Raw genomic sequence first — 20,543 nt, 5'->3', positions numbered from 1 at the left:
ATCCAGAAGTGTGCTTAAGGGAAGATTATATCCCAATTTTTCTGATTGTTCTATTCACTGATCTACTTAAAACCATGAAACAATTCTCCCTTGTTTTACTTGGGCTGATGATAAGTCTGTGCAGTTACGCTCAGCAGTTATCACTCTCAGGAACCGTTCGTGACGATACCGGACAGCCTTTACCGGGTGTAAATATTCTGGTTCGGGGCACCACGCAGGGTACAACAACTAACGCCAACGGTCAGTTTACGCTTCAGGTCAGTCCGGTAGCTACGCTGGAATTCAGCTCGGTGGGTTACCAGACGTTGTCTGTAGCAGTCGAAAATCGCACTTCGCTGGACATTTCCCTGCAAAAATCAGATACGCAACTGAATGAAGTTGTGGTAATGGGGTATAGCTCCACGACGCAGAAAAACATGACGGGTTCGGCTCAGGCGATCACGCCCAAGAACCTGAAAGATGTAACGGCCAACAGCGTTTCACAGATGCTACAGGGAAAAGCCGCGGGAGTGCAGGTGGGAACTAACTCGGGGGATCCACGAAGTGCTCCCAAGATCATCATCCGCGGGGTGGGGACGCTTACGGCCAGCTCTGACCCCTTATACGTGGTAGACGGCGTTATCGGTGGCATTCCGAACCCGAGTGATATTGAATCCATTACGGTCCTGAAAGATGCCTCCGCCACCGCTTTGTACGGAGCAAGAGCTTCCAATGGCGTCATTGTTGTAACTACCCGTCGCGGGGCAGCGGGAAAAACAAAAGTAACCGCCCGCTTCAATAAAGGCGTGGGCCAGTTGAGTCTGGGAAATTTCCGGTTGATGAATGGCCCGGAATTATATGCTCTACAAAAACAGGCTTTTGAACGCGACCGCCCCGGTCAGAATGTGAATGACTTCTTGCCTACTCCCGAAGCCAATGCGAATACCAACTGGTTTGATCAGGCTTTTCGGACGGCTTCTAATACGTTAGCCGAACTCAACGCCTCGGGCGGATCAGAAAAAAGTCGATTTTTTGTGAGTGGTAACTATTATCAGGAAGAAGGTATTCTGAAAGAAACGGGTCTGGATCGTTTCGGAGCACGGCTGAACTTCAACCATGACGTAACCCATAAACTGCATTTCACCGTTAATGCCGCCGGAACGTATACCCGTGGGTACGACAACAGCGGTGGTTCGCTGTACGGAGCATACACGTATTTGCCTTACGACGATCCTTATTACGAAGGTCAGCCTTATAATCCTATCACCGGGGCCAAACGCTGGTACGGACGCGACAACGCTAACTTCATTTATAACCAGCAGTTTGAAAAATTCAATGAAAACACTCTGGCAGGCGATCTGCTTTTCAAAGCTGAATATGAATTATTACCCTGGCTAACGCTTTCTACAACCAATCGGGCCCAGACCAGCATTTATTACAGTGAAAGTAGCCAGGATGCCCGTGGCAATAGTGCGGCTGACGTGCAAGGCCGTCTGAGTCAGTTCAATAGTCGGAATTACACGTTATTAACCTCTAATTTATTACGCTTCAAACATGAGTTTGCGGGTGGTCACAGCCTCGACGGACTGGCGGGTTATGAATACCAAACCTATTATTACCAATCGCTCGGAGCAACGGGTAAGGGTATTTACTCGGGTCTCGACATTCTAGATGCCACCTCCCAGCCCGAAAGCATCGAAGGAACTAAGACCGATAACGCCTTTTCCTCCTATCTTTTTCAGGCTAATTACGGGTACAACGACAAATATATCGTAACGACTTCTTTCCGGCGGGACGGCTCTTCCAAGTTTGGCCGAAGTAAGAAATTCGGGAATTTCTACGCCGTCGGCTTAACCTGGAACGCCAGTAACGAGGCTTTTCTAAGTAATAATCAAACCATTAGCTTACTGAAATTTCGGGCAAGTTATGGAACCACGGGTAACGCCGACGGTATCAGTGACTATGCCGCTCAGGGTTTGTATGATCTGACGGATCAATACGCGGGCGTTCCTTCAGCTTATCCTATTCGCATCGAAAATCCGAATCTTTCCTGGGAAGTCTCCAATAACGCTAACCTGGGGGTAGATCTAACGCTATGGAAACGCCTTTCGATCACCGCCGATGTCTATAACCGACTGACCAATAATCTTTTATTTAATCGGCCTTTGCAGGGAACCAGTGGTTATGCCTACATCACCGAAAACATCGGAGCCGTTCGTAACCGGGGTCTGGAGCTCGTTCTTTCGGGCGACATTATCCAGAAAAAGGATTTTAAATGGCTCATGGAAGTAAACGCAGGCATGAATCGCAATGAGTTAACAGAGCTTTACGGCGATCGCACGTTCGTTGCGAATGGCTTACGCCCCTTTGCTCTGCATCAGCCGCTGAATAGCTGGTACACCCGTCGCTGGCTCGGCGTGGATTCACAAACGGGTAGCCCCACCTGGGAAAAACGAAATACGGACGGTAGTACCAGCTCTACCACAAACTATAACGAAGCCACCCTGCAATTCATTGGTACGAATGCGAACCCCAAACTATTTGGCGGGATTCGGGAAGTTCTTACCTGGAAAAACCTGGAGCTGAACGTCTTCTTTACTTACTCAACCGGAGCCATGATTTACAACGGCGACCGCCAGTTATTTGACAGTGACGGAGCTTATGATCGGTACAGCCTGATGGCTTTATCGAACGGATGGTCCCGCTGGCAACAACCAGGCGATGTCGCCACGCATCCTAAATACGTGCTGGGTGGTAATAATAACTCGCAGCGACCTTCTTCGCGGTTTATTGAAAGTGGTAATTACCTGCGGTTACGTAACATTAGCCTGAGTTACGATTTCCCGTCAGAACTCATGCAGAAGGCCAAACTGGCGGGTATTCGCCTGACGGCCTCGGCGGATAACTTATTTACCCTCACGAAATTTTCAGGAATTGATCCTGACGTTCCCGGCACGGGCGAAGTAGGGACGAAATATCCCTTCAGCAAAAAGTTTGTCTTTGGTGTTCAACTTAGTTTTTAATTCAGCGATGAAGACTTTTCATACCTTACGAATCTTCCCTCTTTGTCTGGTCCTGCTGAGTTCATGCAGCATTGACAAAAAGCCTTACGACGGCCTTTCAGAGTCGGAGTTATTAACCAACACCCAAGGCTTGCGGGCCGCTACGGATGGTAACTATTCCATCATCAAGCAACAGGATTATACCCGAAACCTGTACATCATGAATGAGTATCAGGGGGATAATATTACGCTCAGCGGAACGACGACGGATCCTTTGTTTCTGACTTACACGTATCGCCATACTTCTGATCAGGCGAATGCCTTACAGATTTACCGGAAAGCCTATGCCGCCATTATTGGCTGCAATAAAGTGATCACAGCGGTTCGCGAAGGGCAATCGACGGAAACGGATCAAATTCTTGGGGAGAATCTTTTCCTGCGGGCCATGATTCATTTCGATCTGGTACGGCTTTTCGGAAGACCTTATACCCAAAGTCCCGAAAGTAATCCCGGAGTTATTATCAAAACGGATTTAACGCCGGATGATAACGCCAGCCGGGCTACGGTAAAGGAAGTATACGACTTTATTGTAACGGACCTCAAGAAAGCGGCAACGCTGATGACGGTTGATAAAACCAGTAGTTATGCTTCGGCAGCAGTAGCTCACGCCTTATTATCAAGGGTTTATTTGTATCAAAACCAAAACGATCTGGCTATTCAGGAAGCGGATTTAGTCATTAACAGCGGACGATATACCTTGGCTACGCCCACGCAGGTTCCTGATTATTATACCCTTGAAAATCAGCAAAATCCAGAAACTATTTTTGCGATAACGCATACGCTGAAAGACGATCGAACCTGGAGTGCCATCGGTTCGATGTATTATACCTCGCCGGGCGGCGTAGGCTGGGGAGAGGTATATGCCTCACAGGCGTATCAGGATTTGATTAATCAATTTTCTAATGATAAACGTCGTTCATTTCTGGTTCGGAAGTTAACTTCTACGGGTGCTCAGGAAAAGCGAAATGGGATTGATAAGGTTTACATTACCAAGTTTTCCAATCAGGGCGGCATTCCGACTTTAAGTTCTCCCGTAGTGTTACGTTTATCGGAAATGTATCTCAATCGAGCCGAAGCGTACGCAAAAAAAGGGCAGAATGAACAGGCCATTGCAGACGTTAATAAAATCCGCACGCGGGCGGGGCTGACGGGTAATGAGCTTTTTACGACAGGTAATCTGAAAGGCTTAGCTACCGTTCTGGACGTCGTATTGCAGGAACGTCGGTTAGAACTTGCTTTTGAAGGACATCGGGCTTTTGATTTGTATCGCAATAACCGAAGTTTGGTGCGGAATTATCCAGGGTATCACAACACCCAAACCGGCCAGCAAACGATTCCTCCCACGGATAAACAAGTCGTGCACTTAATTCCTGAATCAGAAATCGTATTGAACCCGAATCTGAAGCAAAATCCATTATAGTTGTTCGTCTTCGGCTTTCTTTACCCTGAACACTTGACCTGACCGCTGGCAGTATAAGCTGGATAACTAAGTAACTGCTGCCAGCAAAAAGGCTGGCAGCGGCAGCGAAGAGAGAGACTTGATTTTAAGCTCGTTTTCTGTTTGTCTGTTCTCGATTTCTTTGCTATAACCTCTCGGCCTATCCGCTGCCAACGTGGCCCGGCCAGCTTTTCGCTGGCAGCATAAGCTGGAAGGTAAGCAAGTCATTGCTGCCAGCAAAAAAGCTGGCAGCGGCAGCGAAGAGATAGACTTGATTTTAAGCTCGTTTTCTGTTTGTCTGTTCTCGATTTCTTTGCTATAACCTCTCGGCCTAGCCGCTGCCAACGTGGCCGCTGCCAGCTTTTTCGCTGGCAGCATAAGCTAGTGGAAGGTAACCAAGTCATTGCTGCCAGCAAAAAGGCTGGCAGCGGCATTAAAGAGAGAGGCTCGGTTCTTGAACCGAGCCTCTCTCTTATTCAACTCAAAGCAAAAAACTCAAAACATTAACACTCCATTACCATACTTTAAACACTACGCCTGATAAAGGAGGGATGTTGATACCGATGGAATAAGCTTTACCCTGCCAAGCAATTTCTTCGGCCATATACGTTCCATTTTCATACTGACCCGTACCCCAGAAACGAACTGAATCTGAGTTGAAGATTTCGGTATACATTCCTTGCATGGGTACACCCACCCGGTAGTTCGTACGCGGAATGGGCGTCATGTTGAGGGCTATTACCAGCGTTTCTTTCGGGCTATTGCCTTTACGCGAATAGACTACTACTGTGTTTTCTTTATCCTGCGTATCTATCCATTCAAAGCCGTCGGCAGTAAAGCTTTTCTCGTATAAGGCTGGCTCTTTTTTATAGAGAGCATTAATTTCCGAAATCAGGTTTTTCATGCCCTGATGCGGAGCATATTGCAATAAATGCCAGTCAAGCGATTGCGTGAAATTCCATTCGCTGGTTTGTCCGAATTCTCCACCCATGAAAATCAGCTTCGTGCCAGAGTGCGTGAACATGTACGTATACAGCAACCGAAGGTTTGCAAAACGCTGCCATTCATCGCCGGGCATTTTAGAAACCAGAGCTTTTTTCCCATACACCACTTCATCGTGCGAAAGCGGTAACATGAAGTTTTCTGTAAAGCCATACACCGTGCTGAACGTAAACTGATCCTGGTGGTACTTCCGGTAAGCGGGATCTTTTTCGAAGTATTTAAGGGTATCGTTCATCCAGCCCATCATCCATTTCATTCCAAAACCTAACCCGCCGGTATAAGTAGGACGTGAAACCCCAGGGAAAGCAGTTGATTCTTCAGCAATGGTTTGAGTGTCAGGATACTCCCGGTAGATGATAGTATTTAGTTCCTTGAATAACGAAATCGCTTCCAGGTTCTCTCTTCCACCAAAGACATTGGGAATCCACTCGCCCGCATTCCGTGAGTAATCCAGGTATAACATCGAAGCTACTGCATCAACCCGCAAGCCATCGACATGGTAACGGTCCAGCCAGAAAATGGCGTTTGAAAGCAGGAAACTTCGAATTTCGTTTCTTCCATAGTTGAAAATATACGATTTCCAGTCGGGATGATACCCCTGACGAGGATCTGCGTGCTCGTACAAGTGTGACCCGTCAAATCGATACAGACCCGTCAAATCGCCGGGGAAGTGACTTGGTACCCAGTCAAGCAATACGCCGATTCCGTTCTGATGCAGTTTTTCAATTAGCATCATGATTTCCTGCGGAGAACCGTATTTGGTATTTGCTGCGTAATACCCCGTAATCTGGTAACCCCACGAAGGTTCGTAGGGGTGTTGCATGATGGGCATGAACTCCACGTGCGTGAATCCACATTCCTTAACATGCTCCACCAGACGATCGGCAAATTCAGGAATGCGTAAACGACGATCGGGTTCGTTCGGGTCCCGAAGCCAGGAACCTAAATGCACCTCATACACGGACATCGGGGCATTCAGTTTATTCTTTTCTCCCCGTTCTTCCAGCCATTGGTAGTCCTTCCATTCATACCAGGTATCCCAAACCACACTGGCGGTAGAGGGTGGCTCTTCCCAACGCAGGGCGTAGGGATCGCCTTTTTCCATTTCTTCGCCCGAGTTGGCTACAATGAAATACTTATATACTTCGCCATTGCCTACGTTTGGAATCCATCCCTCCCAAATTCCTGAGCTATCAAGACGAACATATAAGCGATGCGTTCCGCGATCCCAGTAATTGAAATTCCCAATGACTGATACGTAACGGGCGTTGGGTGCCCAAACGGCGAAATACGTTCCCGTTACGCCCTCATGCTCCATTACGTGTGAGCCGAATTTTTCGTAGAGTTTAAAGTGTTTGCCTGAAGCAAACAGATGAATATCAAATTCCGTAAACCGACTGATGGGTTCTACTGGTTTGAAAGTTACAGGTATTTCTGCCGAAACTTCGGGAATAATCTCCTGAGGTTGAGGTTTAGTGTTTGACTTCGCCATAAGGATGGGCTGCAAATGAATAAACGAATCTTTGGGATGAAAAAGATAGCATTACCGACCGGCGTAGGTTCTACTTCCAGTGTAAGTAACTAAAATGAATCGCTTTGGTTAAAAATGCATCATTCTCTTTGTATGATCGTCTGGTTACTTAAAAACGCTGAACCAGTATTTCCACTTGTAAAGCTGCAAAATAGCACTTTCCTGTGAATCTTCTGGGTTGTGCCAAATAAAAGGGGGCGAAGTTATTTCTGAGTCGAAATAACCCCGCCCTCTCTTAAACAAGTGGCCCTAGTTTTACCCAGAGTTGGCTAACCAGTTAACTGCTTCGAGGTGGTTAGCCAAACAAGCCTGCGTAACTATTGTCATTACAATTTTGTCCTTGTAATGACCTTCTTACTTCATTTCAACAATGGTAACCCCTGCTCCACCCCGATCCGGGTGCTCGTCGGTCATGCGGCCTACCTGCGAATACGTACGCAAGTGATTGCGGATGAGCTGGCGTAAAATACCATCTCCTTTTCCGTGAACGATTCGTAACTCAGGATAACCCAGCATGATGGCATCATCCATGAAATTATCAACTTCAACCATGGCCTCTTCGCCACGTCGTCCGCGAATGTCCAGATTAAACGAGAAGTTTACTGCTTTTTCATTGAGGTCAACGCCGGTCAGCTTGGCCCGGGGTTTTTCCTCACCCGTAGCGGCCTTGAATTCTTTACGGCTCACTTTTTCGAGGCGATTAACCTTGAGCGTAGTTCGTAAATCACCAATCGCTACGACGGCATCTTTGCCTTTCAGCTCCAGTACTTCACCCACGGTATTCTGCCCTTTCACTCGAACCAGCGAACCCGTCGTAATGACTCCACCCACTACTTCCACTTCATTCACCGGAGCCACTTTCGGGGGAACGATCACTTCTTCCTTGAGCTGTTTGCTGGAGAAATCCGTTAACTGCTGACGAATTTCTTTCGTAGCCAGTTTTTCAGCTCCCTGTTCCCGAATTTCACGAATCGTGTTTTCGATCTTTGCATTAGCTTCTCGCAGCAACTCCTTCGCCTGAGCCTTAGCCTCGTTGAGTAAACGTTTTTTCTCGGTATCGAGGTAATTCTTCAGCGTCTGGTATTGTTCGGTTAACTTATCCAGTTCGTTTTGCCGCTGTAAATTCTGAGCATTTCGATCCTGAAATACCTTTTTCTCGATCTCCAGCTCTTTCGAAAGTTTCTCGAAATTAACCTGATGCCGATCCAGCTTCTGGCGGGCCGCATCAAGTACAGGCTTGGGTAATCCAATTTTCCGACCAATTTCAAAGGCAAACGAACTGCCGGGCTTGCCCGTCTCCAGTTGATAAAGAGGTTCCAGGTGTTCGGCATCAAAACGCATGGCTCCATTCACTAGGCCATCCGTCCGGTCTGCGAAGGTTTTCAGGTTGGAATAGTGCGTGTTAATCACGCCATAGGCTCCCGAACGATTGATTTCGTTTAGAATACTTTCAGCAATGGCTCCGCCCAGGCTCGGCTCGGTTCCCGTTCCAAATTCATCGATCAGGAACAACGTTTTCTTATCCGAATGAAGCAGAAAATGCTTCATATTGGTTAAGTGTGACGAGTACGTCGAGAGGTCATTTTCCAGACTCTGCTCATCACCGATGTCCATGAATAGATTGCGGAAGAGTCCAATCGTAGAGAAATCATCTACGGGAACCAGTAATCCGCATTGGAACATGTATTGAATCAGACCAATGGTTTTCAGCATTACTGATTTACCCCCGGCATTGGGGCCGGAAACCAGCAAAATCCGTTCTTCGTGATCCAGTTTTACGTGCAAAGGCACTACGTTCCGGCCCTGTTTCTGATAACTCATCAGTAGCAAAGGATGCCGGGCTCCGTGCCAGTCAACCAGCGGTTTCTGCACGAAATGCGGGGCATTCGCGTCCATTTCCAAAGCCAGTTTTGCTTTGGCCCGGATAAAATCAACAATCCCGAGGAAGGTGTAGGCCCGCTTGAGTTCTTCGGTATAGGGCCGGACTTTAGAAGTTAACTCCATTAAAATCCGCACAATTTCCCGACGTTCCCGCGATTCCAGTTCCCGGATTTCGTTATTCGATTCTAAGGCATCGGCAGGCTCCAGAAAGACCGTTTTTCCTGAATCGGATTCATCCTGCACGAAACCACGAATTTTGCGTTTATGCTCCGCCACCAGTGGAATTACCATCCGGCCATTCCGCACCGTCATGGTAGCCCCTTCGGGCACCCAGCCGTTTTGCTGAGCTGTCCGAAGCATGGAGTCGAGCGTTCGCCGCAGACGGCTCTGTTCGGCAATTAACTCCCGGCGAATGTGCTGCAACTCCGCCGAAGCATTATCCCGCAGGCGACCGCGATCATCGATAATCCGGTCAATCTCTTTCAGTAACTGCGACAATTCATCGCTTTTGCTGCGACGGGGTTTGTCGTCATCGTCTGTTTTACGCTCCTGAAAAGCCTGCGTGGTCAGCTCCCGTAAATGCGGAAAACTGGGTTCTTCTTTAGTCTCAAAAAATCGCTGAATGCTCTGAATCGTTCGCAGCGATAATTTAAGATCAAAGAATTCTTCTTCGGTTAAAAAAGCCCCTTCAATACGAGCTTTGGCAATTTGCTGGTTAACATCAATGTAATTTGACTGCGGAAAATCGGGCTCGTGAGCCACGACTTCCTTCATTTCTGCTACCTGCCCGACCATCTTCTGAATCTGGTCAAAGCGGTCAGAAAAGCGTATTTTCTCCACAAACGACCGCCCCAGCGAAGACAGACAAGCCTCGCTAAGCATCTGACGAATCCGGTCGAATCCGAGTTTTTCTTCTATGTTTTTAGGATAAAGCAACGTAGTTGAGTTGTTTGTTACTGGTTGTTTGTTGTTGGATTAAAAAGGGCATTTAGCCAGGTTACAAAACGAATGGCTAATTCGTGGTTGTGATTCAGATACGATTTAGTAATAGCCAAACCCATTGGCGTTCCGGGATCTTCCTGCCAGGCTAACCAGGTATGTATTAAAGCCTTTGCTTTGTGAACATCTTTATAGATAGCTTTTCGGGGAATTGCTTCTATTTCAGATAATACTCTTTCTACTTCCACTAATAATTGATCCTGTTCAGGTATTAATACTTTAGCGAAATCTTCAAGCATCCCCGAACTTTGTAAGTTATCAGGCATCAGCCATATACCTAAACGTGGATAGTAACTGGAAGATTCAATAATGGTGCCATTTGCGTCTGGAACATCAGGTAAAGCATAACCTAAATCCTTGACTTGTTTTTTTATCTCATTCCATCTTTTCTGCAAACTTGTATCTGCATCGAGTAATATACCAATCGCTTTGACCTTATCAGCGTTAAATCTAATTCTTCTTGATAATTGTCTTAATAATTGAGAATCACTTCCGCAATCGATAATATCAAAACTTTCAGTAACTTTATTTTTATCACAGATAGACCAGATTACATGTTGATCATCGTTCCCTTCAACTAATAATTTCTGATTAAATTTCTCTTCTATTTTCATTAACGAGGATCGATATTACCGTCAACAATTATTTCCAAATCTTCTGCATCGGCGGTTTCCTGTTTGATATCTCCATCTATGTTTATCAATTTAATCAACTGGCTATCCTTATAGCTTTCATTACTATTCATAATAGACTCAAACGCTTTAATCGTATCATCACTATGCGTAGTAGCAAAAATCTGAATATTTAATTTGTCAGCTAATTGAAAAATAATATCCCATAATTTTTCCTGAACAGAATAATGTAGCCCGTTTTCGAATTCGTCGATTAATAGGCAGCCATTTTCGCAGGTAACCATTTTTAGAATAATAGTAAGGATACGATTAATACCATCACCCATTCTTTTAAGGGGTAGCTTACCTAATTCATCATGCAGAATGAACACCTCGCCATTACTATTAAAATCTAGATCTAAAATCTTAGGCTCAATTATACCTAATGCATTAATAACTTGCTGCTTATAACTTGTCAATGATATAATATCCCATAGAAAAGAATTTATGACAGTGGATAGTGATGGTCCTATATATTTATACTCATCCGTTGCTATTTCATTTAATGAATGATTACGTAATATATTATTAGTTGTCAATGAATAAGTTCTCCTGTCCTTTTTACCTTCAAAAATAATTATCTTTTCTCTTGACGGGTATTTTATTAAATCTTCTTCATTAGTAGCAACACTAAATCCTGTTCTGGAATCACCCAGCATATATCCTATTCTAATCATCAACGAATAATCATCAACTTTTGAAGACAGTTTAATAGCTGATTCATAATCCCAATACGAAACATTTGAATTATAAAATAATGAAGAGTATACTTTCTCAACCTTACTATCTCTTTCAATATCATTCAAGTTAATTTCTTCTCCTCTTGATGCTAGTATTCCAGTAAGAGTATTTAATATGTGATTTGATCTTGAAATGGCTACCGCCTCCAACAAACTACTCTTCCCCGTATTATTCTTTCCAATCACCAGATTAACCCGTCCTAATTTCGGAATAACCAGATGGCGTAGGTTTCGGTAGTTTTTAATTTCTAAGGAATGAAGCATCGCTTAAGTAGTTATTTTATTCAATCATTCTCTCACTCAATTATTCAAAACTGAATCAGCAATTTGCCGTACCAGCACTTCGTTGATTCTCACGTAACTTTCATGTGTCCATCCGGCTACGTGGGGGGTAAAAATGACGTTGGGTAACTGGACTAAGGTATCAAAAACTTCATCCGGTCCGGCAGGTAACTGGTGCAGTTTTTCATTTTCCAACACATCCAGACACGCCCCTAACACCGCTCCTGATTGTAAACCTTTCAAAACCGCCGCCAGTTTCACAATTTCGCCCCGCGAGCAGTTGATCAGGTAGAATGGCTTTTTGAATTGAGCAATGAATTCTTCCTTCACCAGATAATTCGTCTCTTCCGTCAGCGGGATGTGCAGACTCAATACGTCGGCTTCTTCAAAAATCTGCTCCATCGTAGCCTGCTCGGCGTAGGCATCGGAATAGTTGTCGCGGTATTTGTCGTACGCCAGCACCTTCACATTAAAGCTACTCAGGCGTTTGGCAAAGGCCGAACCGTTATGTCCATAGCCAATCAACCCCACCGTTTTACCGCCCAGCTCGGTCCCACGATTGGCTTCGCGTAACCAGATTTTCTGACGTACTTCCCGGTCAGCCGTGTGAATGTGGTTCATCAGAGCCAGTAACATGCCCATGGCATGCTCGCCCACAGCATCCATATTACCCGCATTGGCAGCAAAGAGACGAACCTGATGACGGTCACACGCTTCTTTGTCAATCAAATCCAACCCAGCTCCCGCTCTACCAATGAATTCCAGTCTGGAAGCAGCCTGCAAAAAGGCTTCGTCCACCCGCGTTTTATTACGGATCATCAGTCCTTCGTAGGAGCCAATCTGCTCCAGAATCTCTTCTCGTTTGGCTTTAGGTTGATAGCTATAGTCAAACCCCGCCGTTTCGAGCATTTCAAACAGACTGGGGTGCATTTCATCACAAATGAAAATTTTCTTCATGGTAAAGGGGCTCAGTCGTTGAGCTGAGCTTTCATAACATTCAAAAAGTAAAGTGCCTGCTTAGGATAACCTCAATAGCAATCTCCAAAGTTCGCTCGATTTTATAAAAAAACCAGCAATCGGGGTTGGGTTTGAATGGTTTGATCTAGTTTGAAGGTTTGAGTATTGCTTGAGGAGATTTGATTTAGTTTTGAGTAAAGTTTGAAAGTTTGATCATTGTTTGAGTGATTTGATTAGCTTTTGAACGTCAGATAAGTGAGCGTTGTGTCCTCTAGCTATTGATTGGATACTCAGTGAAACCTGGTCCTCAGTAGCTTTCAAACCTTTTCAATGAGTTATCAAACGCTCAGTCAAACTTCCTCAAACTTTCAAACTACCTCAAACGTTTAAACCTTTTCAAACTACATCAATCTCCCTTTATTCGGCTTAGAATTTCCGAAAAATCCGCGAACTGGTCTAATTCTTAGGTGGATGGTGTAACTTCGCTTTACGAACTGCTTATTTACGTCAGAAAATGGAATAATCTGACCGGATGAAATGATATGAGCGAGCAAGCACAAAAGCCGATAATCGGCATCAGTATGGGTGATTATAACGGCATTGGCCCCGAGGTAATTCTCAAGGCCTTGCATGGAAATCACCTCAATAAACACTTCACGCCCGTGATTTACGGATCGATGCGGGTTCTGAATCGTTACAAGCACTTGTACGATATGAAAGACTGGCAACTGAACCCGGCTCCTACAGCCGATCAGTTGAATCATAAAATGGTAAACGTGATTACCTGCTTTGATGACAGTCAGACCAATGTCGAACCGGGTAAGGTGCAGCCGGAGGCCGGACAGGCAGCCTTTCAAAGTTTGTCCAAAGCGGTAGAAGACCTCAAAGCTGGTCTGATTTCGGCTCTGGTCACGGCTCCGATCAACAAGTATAATATCCAGTCCGAGGAGTTTAAGTTCCCCGGCCATACGGAGTATCTGGCGGAAGCTTTTCAGTCCTCTGAATACCTGATGTTCATGGTTTCAGAACGTCTGAAAATTGGTGTAGTTACGGGTCACGTTCCACTGGGGAGGGTTCGTTCCAACATTAGTCAGGAGGCCGTTTCCAAGAAACTCAATCAGATTATCAAGTCTTTACATAAAGATTTTGGAATCAACAAACCTCGTATTGCCGTCCTGGGCCTGAACCCACACGCAGGAGAAGACGGACTGCTGGGGAATGAAGAAAAAGAAGTCATTATTCCGGTTATTGAACAATACCGCAAAAATAACCATCTGGTGTACGGACCTTTCCCCGCCGATGGCTTCTTTGGAGCGAGCAACTGGAAGAAATTCGATGCCATTCTGGCCATGTATCACGATCAGGGGCTTATGCCTTTCAAGATGCTGGCCTTTGAAGATGGCGTTAACTTTACTTCGGGTTTATCCATCGTTCGCACCAGCCCCGATCACGGCACGGCTTATGACATTGCCGGAAAAAATCTGGCGGATCACAGCTCGATGTTACATGCCATTTATACGGCCCTTGACATCGTGCGTAACCGGAAACAGTGGGATGAAATTGAAGCAGATAAGGCCGAACGGGCTAATGCGACTCCTCCCCTAATCGAAATCCCGACCCAAGAAGAACGCGATCCCAAATTGGACGATGAGATCCCTCGCGAGCGTCCGCAAAGTCGGGAAGAGCGTCCGCAGCGGGAGGAGCGGAAACGAGATAATCGCCCTGCCCGCGAAGAGCGTCAAAAACGGGAAGATCGTCAGCCTCGCGAAGAACAGGTAATCGCTGCTTCAGAAGAAGTGATTATCGAAGTAACTCAGCCTACGACTGATGAGGTAATCGAAAGTACCTTACCTACCCTAGCGGAAACGCCCGTTACGGAACCACCTTCGCAGGCCCAACAGCCACGTCGGGAGGAACGTCAGAATGATCGCCCCCGCCGGGAAGATCGTCAGAACCGGAACAATCGTTTCCAGCGTAATACGAATCAGGAACGGCAAAACGATCGTCAGAATCGTTCGGAGCAACCCACGCCACCAGCGGCTACGAATTCGGAAGATTCTCAACAACCCCGCGAGCGTCCCCGTCGGGAAGATCGCCAGAACCAGAATCGTGCAAATCGCTTCCAGCGTAATACGAATAACCAGGAAAAACGGGAAGAACCGCAAAGCCGTCAGGAACGCCGGGAAACTCCTCGTCAACCCAAACCGGGTTACCAGCGAAATCAGGAAACACCCGAAGAAACCCAGCGAAAACTGCTGGAAATCTCGCAGTCGTTACTATTTGCAAAAACGCCCTCTAAACCTAAAACAGACGAGAACCCTGAAGCATAAGCCGTTCCCGTTATTATCCGTTTTGTTATGTTAAAATCCATGACCGGCTTTGGTCGGGGCGTGCTTGAAGCAGATGGCTTACAGGTTACTGCCGAAATTAAAACTCTAAATTCCAAAGGTTTAGATATTTTTTGTCGATTACCCCGTAGCTTATCCAGCCGGGAAATTGAATTACGTAACCTGTTATCTACGGAACTGGAACGCGGTAAAATTGAACTTTCCGTACAGGTCGTCAAGACGGCTCAGGCAGAAGCTTCGGTTTCGGTGAACCGCCCTCTGGTCAAGACTTACTTTCAGGATTTGCGAGAAAGTTTTTACCACGTAACGGAGTCGTTCGATGATCTGGAAATGTTCAAAATTGCCATGACCTGGCCCAATGCGTTAAATACGGAAACCGTGACGGAATCCTCTGATGACGAGTGGCAGACGGTTTTACAGGCCGTTCGCGTTGCTCTGACTGAATGCCAGGAATTCAGAAACCGGGAAGGTCAGGTATTAACAACCATTTTTGGGGATTGCATCAATGGCATTGAAAATGGTTTGAAGCAGGTAGCTGAGCAGGATAGCCTGCGAATTCCGGCTGTTCGGGAGCGGTTACTCAAGAGTATCACCGACCTGCTCGGCGAAGATGGTTTCGATAAAAATCGCTTTGAACAGGAATTGGTGTATTACGTTGAAAAATACGACATCGCCGAAGAAAAAGTTCGCCTTCAGACCCACCTCAATTACTTCCGGGAAGTACTGAAAGAAGGTAACGGCAAAAAGCTTGGCTTCATGGCTCAGGAGATTGGCCGAGAGATTAATACCATCGGTTCAAAGGCCAACGACGCTACGATTCAGCATTTAGTAGTGGGAATGAAAGATGATCTCGAAAAGATAAAAGAACAGACGGCAAACGTATTATAAGCCGATTTACAGAAACGCGGGGTACGGAATTTTATTCCTTACTCCGCGTTTTCTTTTAGCCTTTTTAAAGTACTTCTTATGCCGCTGTCAACCGAATTTTATGAACAACCCTCGCTGGATTTAGCCCGAAATTTATTAGGATGTGTACTGGTCCATGAAAGTCCAGAGGGCCGTACGGCGGGTATTATTGTTGAAACAGAAGCTTATCTTACGGGTGATCCAGCCTGCCACGCCTATCGTAACAAAACCACCCGGAATGCTCCTATGTTTGGTCCCGTGGGCATGATTTACGTTTATCAGATTTACGGTCAGTATTATTGCGTAAATATTTCCAGTGGTGGAGAAGGCATAGGCGAAGCGGTATTGATTCGGGCTTTGCAACCTACCGAAGGACTGGAGTTGATGGCTCATCGCCGCATTGCTGCCCAGCAGCGTATTCAACAATTTTTCGGAAAAACTTACGCCGAACGAACGTTGAAACCCACGCAGTTATGCAAAGGCCCGGCCAGTCTGGTACACGCCATGGGCATACATAAGGAAATGAATTACTGGATGATTCAGGACAGTCCACTTCGTATCGAACCAGCGATTCTTCATGATTTTGAAGTCGTGCAAACGACCCGTATCGGTATTAAGGTTGGCGTAGAGTTGCCCTATCGGTTTTACATCAGAAATAATGCTTTCGTTAGTAAAAAAGGATAGCTTGTTTTTATCTTGCTACCATGAATTCCACCTACTCCATTCATGTATATCCATTTCCAGAAACCGTTTCGCAACCACTCTTCGAACGATTTCTTTTTAACGAAACATCCCACCTAAAAACTCAGGCCCAACCCGGCGATCAGGTGCTTACTTTTTTATTAAAAGGAGACGGTTTTACACACGCCCGACTAGTCATTTTCATAGTTAATGACAAGGGCATGAGCCCCCGACGAGCTACTTTCGGCGGGATTGAAAGTTACCCGGAAATTCCTTCGGAAACGCTTCTATTTTTTATTCAGGGAGTTCTCGATCATTTAAAAAAACAAGGCCTGACTCGTCTATTGATCAGGTCTTTACCCGATGGATTAAATCCTGAATTAGCCACTCTCTTACACCGTACTTACCTTCAGGCGGGTTTTACGGTCATCACGACTGAGCTAAATCAGCATCTTCCCGTTAACGAACCATCTATTGACCACCTTCTACACAATTCTACGCATCGTCGTTTGAAGAAAAGCCTTCGGGAAGGGTTGCATTTTGAAGAATGGCTGAACCCGGACTGGGCCATCGTTCACGCTTTTATTACCGCCGCCCGCGAACGGAAGCAGCGTCCCATGACCATGTCGCTGGAAACTTTGTTCGCATCTGTAACTCAGTTACCAAACGTTTTTCAGGTTTTTACGGCTCGCTTTCAGGGAAAACTTGCTGCCCTGGTGGTCACCGTTCGGATTAATGAAAGAATTCTTTACACCTTATACCCAGCCGACGCTGCTGAATTTCTGGATTTAAGTCCTTTAATTTTGGTCAACGCCGGACTGTATCAGTATTGCCTTACTAATCAATATCAGATTCTGGATTTGGGTATTTCTACCGAAAATGGTGTTCGTAACGAAGGGTTAATCCGATTCAAGAAAAACTTAGGAGCGATTGCCTCGGAAAAACATAACTATCAGTTTTTGTTTGAATAGCCATCTCCGTTTCTCACCCAGACGCGATCAATCGCGTCTCTACCACCGCAGTCGCTCGGCTCTAGCCGAGTGACTACCTAGCTATAGGCCTCTGGCCGGCAGAATGCGAACCCCTGGCTGCTTAGAAAATACCCTTCTCCCAACAAAACCAGGCTTGTAACCATCGGTCAGAGGCCTACCAAGTTTTATCGTCACTCGGCTGAAGTCGATCGACTGCGAGGAAAAAATGAAACCGATAGGTTATCCCTTCGCGATCTCCATTTCTAACCCAGACGCGATGAATCGCGTCTCTACCTTAGAAACTGTATAAAATTCTACATTTTGCGGTTATTCATCCCTTTTTGCTGCGTCTCTATCTACTCTCTTTAGCCACAAGTATTACTTCGTGCCTTTCTACGCGTTCTTACTACAGTTTGCACAGCATTCTTTTCGGGTGCAGATACACGTATTCGTTTTGCGTGAAGTATAGAAAAAGGTTGAAGGTTCGTTGGAATGCCACTTGTTCATGACAGGTGGCATTTTTTATTACTCGAAAAATTCAACCAAACACACGAAAAACCCTATTCCCCTGACAGTACGGGATGGTGAAAACCCCGGAACTTCCCTAGCTTTGAGCATTAAGTATACCTCTACATCTTAATTTATGCAGGCTCTCTTAGGTGTTATTTTTCACTTCATTGGCGGTTTCGCTTCCGGTAGTTTTTATATTCCTTTCAAACGGGTGAAAGCTTGGGCCTGGGAAAGTTACTGGATTATTGGCGGTTTATTTTCCTGGTTGATCGCTCCTTACGTAGCTGCCTGGCTGACTATCCCAGATTTCATGTCGATTATTAAAAGTACTGATTCGGATACGCTTTTGTGGACGTATGTGATGGGGTTACTCTGGGGAATTGGCGGACTTACTTTTGGCTTATCTGTTCGTTACCTGGGTTTATCCTTGGGGCAGTCCGTAGTATTAGGCTTCTGTTCCGTTTTCGGGGCTTTGATTCCTCCCATTTACCGTGACCTGTTCACTTCCACTACCGAGGGCACTATCACTCAAATGATGAACGCTACGGGTGGCCAGGTGGTATTATTGGGCGTGGTAGTTTGCGTAATCGGTATTGTGATTTGTGGCAAAGCAGGGGTGATGAAGGAAAGTGAACTTTCTGAGGAAGAAAAGAAAGCCAGTATTCAGGAATTTAACCTCTGGACGGGCCTCGTCGTTGCTACCTTCTCTGGTATCCTAAGTGCCTGTTTTAACTTCGGGATTGAAGCCGGAAAACCCATGGCCGTCAAGGCCGTTGCGGCGGGTTGTAATCCTTTATTTCAAAATAACGTCATTTTCGTTGTCGTACTCTGGGGCGGTCTGACGACTAACCTCATCTGGTCTGTTTTGCTGAATATTCGCAACAAAACGTACGGTAACTATACTGATTCAAAAACGCCTTTACTAAACAACTATATCTTCTCAGCTCTGGCTGGTATCACCTGGTTTTTACAGTTCTTCTTCTATGGAATGGGGGAAAGTAAACTGGGTAACGGAGCCAGTTCCTGGATTTTGCATACGGCCAGTATCATCATTATCTCTAATCTTTGGGGCCTATACCTAAAAGAATGGAAAGGCGTTCGTCCGGCTACGTTCCGCACCATTCTGACGGGCATTGGCGTTATTATTCTTTCCGTCATGATTGTAGGTTATGGTAATTACCTGAGCGAATAGTCCTGTCCAAAACAAAAAGCCCCCGGTTATTTGAAGTAACCGGGGGCTTTTTATGAAACGGTAAGGATCATGATTCCCCTACTGCGGGCAAATCGCTGGTATCTGATAATTCGGGCGGTGCAATGATTTTGCCCGTTTGCCGACCATACCAGATAAGTCCGCCAGACATGATAACGTTTGTGGCTATGATCGTAAATAATAATACGCCGCTGAAATCCGGTAACACCATTGTTGCCGGAATACCGAAGAATATTAATACCGTAATCAAACCCCGGGGTGCAATGAATACTTCTGGTAACAGAGGAATATTAAGTATCCACTTCAGATACATGGCCCGCATGGCGTACAAACACACTACCATAATACCGCCAATCAGCCAGACTTTGGGGTTGGTCAGCGAAGCCAGATCAATAGAGAAGCCAAAGAGAACGAAAAAATAAGTTCGAATCAGAAAGGCACTTTCCGCCGTAATGGATTTAAAAATCGGTAACTCTTCCTCCAGTTTTTCCTGAGCCAGGTATTTCTGTAGGAACGATGGAATCACCAGATTTATATTGTTCATCATCAGACCAAAAGCCAAAATCAGTAACAATGGTGAAAGGTGAAAGAGCTTGGCCAGTGAATAAACCAGAATTAACAGAGCAATAATCAAAAAGAATTTAACGTGCTGGGTAATGCGACTCGTGAGGTACACCAGAACAATGCAGCCCAGCGTACACATGACCAGAATTAAAACGACTTCACCCAAAAAGTGTCCTAAAGACCCCCAGGTGAAATCGTCGTTAACCAAGACAAAATTGAACAGCATGATCCCCAGAATATCCGAGAAAGAACTTTCATAGGTAATAAACTCCTTCTTATGCGGATCTGCCAAATGAGCTACACTGGGAATGGCAATGGCACTGCTGATTACGGCCAGTGGCACGGCATTGAGTAAGCCCCGATGAAAATCCCCGTAGGCTATGGCCAGCGGAGTGGCCATGGTAAAAGCGGTAGCCAGCAAAATGCCCAGAGCCGCCGCCAGCGACTGCCAGATTAACTTACTTTTTTTCCGGTCGAGTTCTAGCTCCATGGCTCCTTCGAGCACAATCAGAATCAGTCCAACTGTTCCCAACACGGGTAAAATATCATTGATTCGGCCTAGCGTAAACCCTTTGCTATCGGCAAACAAACGCATGCCTATTCCCAGGCCAATCAGCAATAATACCGACGGAATATTAGTTTTCTTTGTAATAAAATTGAACAGATAAGAAATCAATATCAGACTACTACTGATGATCAAAACCCAATTGGAATTCATTCGCTGAAACTTTTATGAGGACAATGTGATTGTAGCTATATCCCTGGTTGCATACATAAAAAATCATACAGAGCGGTCGGTCTCTTCCGCCCG

General features: G+C 45.7%; 14 protein-coding genes. 7 read left to right on the top strand and 7 right to left on the bottom strand.

Annotation, left to right across the window (positions count from 1 at the left end):
* Positions 1–74: 74 nt before the first annotated feature.
* Together QE390_RS12785 and QE390_RS12780 are read left to right on the top strand one after the other, a co-directional pair.
* Positions 75–3,002, top strand: a complete 2,928-nt coding sequence (locus tag QE390_RS12785; RefSeq protein ID WP_307142413.1) for a TonB-dependent receptor — start codon at positions 75–77, stop codon at positions 3,000–3,002.
* A 7-nt stretch (positions 3,003–3,009) separates the two neighbouring features.
* A complete protein-coding gene (locus QE390_RS12780) occupies positions 3,010–4,461 on the top strand; it encodes a RagB/SusD family nutrient uptake outer membrane protein (RefSeq protein ID WP_307142412.1) in 1,452 nt (483 codons plus the stop codon).
* Between the two features lie 66 nt (positions 4,462–4,527).
* Here QE390_RS12780 and QE390_RS12775 read toward each other — a convergent pair whose 3' ends face one another.
* From QE390_RS12775 to QE390_RS12750, 6 genes are all read right to left on the bottom strand, one after another.
* Positions 4,528–4,857 carry a hypothetical protein gene (locus QE390_RS12775; RefSeq protein ID WP_307142411.1) on the bottom strand — a complete coding sequence of 110 codons (330 nt, stop codon included), beginning with the start codon at positions 4,855–4,857 and terminating at the stop codon, positions 4,528–4,530.
* A 136-nt stretch (positions 4,858–4,993) separates the two neighbouring features.
* Positions 4,994–6,973, bottom strand: a complete 1,980-nt coding sequence (glgB, locus tag QE390_RS12770) for a 1,4-alpha-glucan branching protein GlgB (protein WP_307142410.1) — start codon at positions 6,971–6,973, stop codon at positions 4,994–4,996.
* Between the two features lie 393 nt (positions 6,974–7,366).
* Complete coding sequence (locus QE390_RS12765; protein WP_307142409.1) at positions 7,367–9,829, bottom strand: endonuclease MutS2; 2,463 nt, start codon at positions 9,827–9,829, stop codon at positions 7,367–7,369.
* Between the two features lie 17 nt (positions 9,830–9,846).
* Positions 9,847–10,506, bottom strand: a complete 660-nt coding sequence (locus QE390_RS12760) for a DUF3226 domain-containing protein (RefSeq protein ID WP_307142408.1) — start codon at positions 10,504–10,506, stop codon at positions 9,847–9,849.
* Entirely contained in the window at positions 10,506–11,567 is a 1,062-nt protein-coding gene (locus QE390_RS12755) for an ATP/GTP-binding protein (RefSeq protein ID WP_307142407.1), read from the bottom strand. Before QE390_RS12755 ends, QE390_RS12760 begins: the two co-directional genes overlap by 1 nt.
* Before the next feature lie 36 nt (positions 11,568–11,603).
* The gene (locus tag QE390_RS12750; RefSeq protein ID WP_307142406.1) at positions 11,604–12,542 is read right to left on the bottom strand and encodes an NAD(P)-dependent oxidoreductase; all 939 of its coding nucleotides are present in this window, start codon (positions 12,540–12,542) and stop codon (positions 11,604–11,606) included.
* Positions 12,543–13,084: 542 nt separating this feature from the next.
* Between QE390_RS12750 and pdxA the strand changes: the two genes are divergently transcribed.
* The 5 genes from pdxA to rhaT all read left to right on the top strand — a co-directional run bounded on the left by pdxA (position 13,085) and on the right by rhaT (position 19,150).
* Entirely contained in the window at positions 13,085–14,872 is a 1,788-nt protein-coding gene (gene pdxA, locus QE390_RS12745) for a 4-hydroxythreonine-4-phosphate dehydrogenase PdxA (protein ID WP_307142405.1), read from the top strand.
* Positions 14,873–14,899: 27 nt separating this feature from the next.
* A complete protein-coding gene (locus tag QE390_RS12740) occupies positions 14,900–15,778 on the top strand; it encodes a YicC/YloC family endoribonuclease (protein ID WP_106636332.1) in 879 nt (292 codons plus the stop codon).
* A 78-nt stretch (positions 15,779–15,856) separates the two neighbouring features.
* Positions 15,857–16,480: a DNA-3-methyladenine glycosylase gene (locus QE390_RS12735; RefSeq protein ID WP_106636331.1), complete on the top strand. Its 624-nt coding sequence runs from the start codon at positions 15,857–15,859 to the stop codon at positions 16,478–16,480.
* 20 nt (positions 16,481–16,500) lie between these two features.
* The gene (locus QE390_RS12730) at positions 16,501–17,448 is read left to right on the top strand and encodes a hypothetical protein (protein WP_307142404.1); all 948 of its coding nucleotides are present in this window, start codon (positions 16,501–16,503) and stop codon (positions 17,446–17,448) included.
* A 643-nt stretch (positions 17,449–18,091) separates the two neighbouring features.
* Positions 18,092–19,150 (top strand): L-rhamnose/proton symporter RhaT, encoded by a 1,059-nt coding sequence (gene rhaT, locus QE390_RS12725; RefSeq protein ID WP_307142403.1) that lies wholly within the window; start codon positions 18,092–18,094, stop codon positions 19,148–19,150.
* A 67-nt stretch (positions 19,151–19,217) separates the two neighbouring features.
* Here rhaT and QE390_RS12720 read toward each other — a convergent pair whose 3' ends face one another.
* Positions 19,218–20,450 carry a cation:proton antiporter gene (locus tag QE390_RS12720; RefSeq protein ID WP_106636328.1) on the bottom strand — a complete coding sequence of 411 codons (1,233 nt, stop codon included), beginning with the start codon at positions 20,448–20,450 and terminating at the stop codon, positions 19,218–19,220.
* Positions 20,451–20,543: the final 93 nt, after the last annotated feature.

The organism is Siphonobacter sp. SORGH_AS_1065 (assembly GCF_030818595.1).
GTDB lineage: Bacteria > Bacteroidota > Bacteroidia > Cytophagales > Spirosomataceae > Siphonobacter.
This window is presented reverse-complemented; position numbering and strand designations above follow the sequence as displayed.

What these genes read in the sequence shown, in the direction of transcription:
- QE390_RS12760 (WP_307142408.1), bottom strand. Translation starts at nt 10,506, where the DNA reads ATGAAAATAGAAGAGAAATTTAATCAGAAATTATTAGTTGAAGGGAAC.
- QE390_RS12735 (WP_106636331.1), top strand. Translation starts at nt 15,857, where the DNA reads ATGCCGCTGTCAACCGAATTTTATGAACAACCCTCGCTGGATTTAGCC.
- glgB (WP_307142410.1), bottom strand. Translation starts at nt 6,973, where the DNA reads ATGGCGAAGTCAAACACTAAACCTCAACCTCAGGAGATTATTCCCGAA.
- pdxA (WP_307142405.1), top strand. Translation starts at nt 13,085, where the DNA reads ATGAGCGAGCAAGCACAAAAGCCGATAATCGGCATCAGTATGGGTGAT.
- QE390_RS12785 (WP_307142413.1), top strand. Translation starts at nt 75, where the DNA reads ATGAAACAATTCTCCCTTGTTTTACTTGGGCTGATGATAAGTCTGTGC.
- QE390_RS12775 (WP_307142411.1), bottom strand. Translation starts at nt 4,857, where the DNA reads ATGCTGCCAGCGAAAAAGCTGGCAGCGGCCACGTTGGCAGCGGCTAGG.
- QE390_RS12750 (WP_307142406.1), bottom strand. Translation starts at nt 12,542, where the DNA reads ATGAAGAAAATTTTCATTTGTGATGAAATGCACCCCAGTCTGTTTGAA.
- QE390_RS12740 (WP_106636332.1), top strand. Translation starts at nt 14,900, where the DNA reads ATGTTAAAATCCATGACCGGCTTTGGTCGGGGCGTGCTTGAAGCAGAT.
- QE390_RS12720 (WP_106636328.1), bottom strand. Translation starts at nt 20,450, where the DNA reads ATGAATTCCAATTGGGTTTTGATCATCAGTAGTAGTCTGATATTGATT.
- QE390_RS12755 (WP_307142407.1), bottom strand. Translation starts at nt 11,567, where the DNA reads ATGCTTCATTCCTTAGAAATTAAAAACTACCGAAACCTACGCCATCTG.
- QE390_RS12780 (WP_307142412.1), top strand. Translation starts at nt 3,010, where the DNA reads ATGAAGACTTTTCATACCTTACGAATCTTCCCTCTTTGTCTGGTCCTG.
- QE390_RS12730 (WP_307142404.1), top strand. Translation starts at nt 16,501, where the DNA reads ATGAATTCCACCTACTCCATTCATGTATATCCATTTCCAGAAACCGTT.
- rhaT (WP_307142403.1), top strand. Translation starts at nt 18,092, where the DNA reads ATGCAGGCTCTCTTAGGTGTTATTTTTCACTTCATTGGCGGTTTCGCT.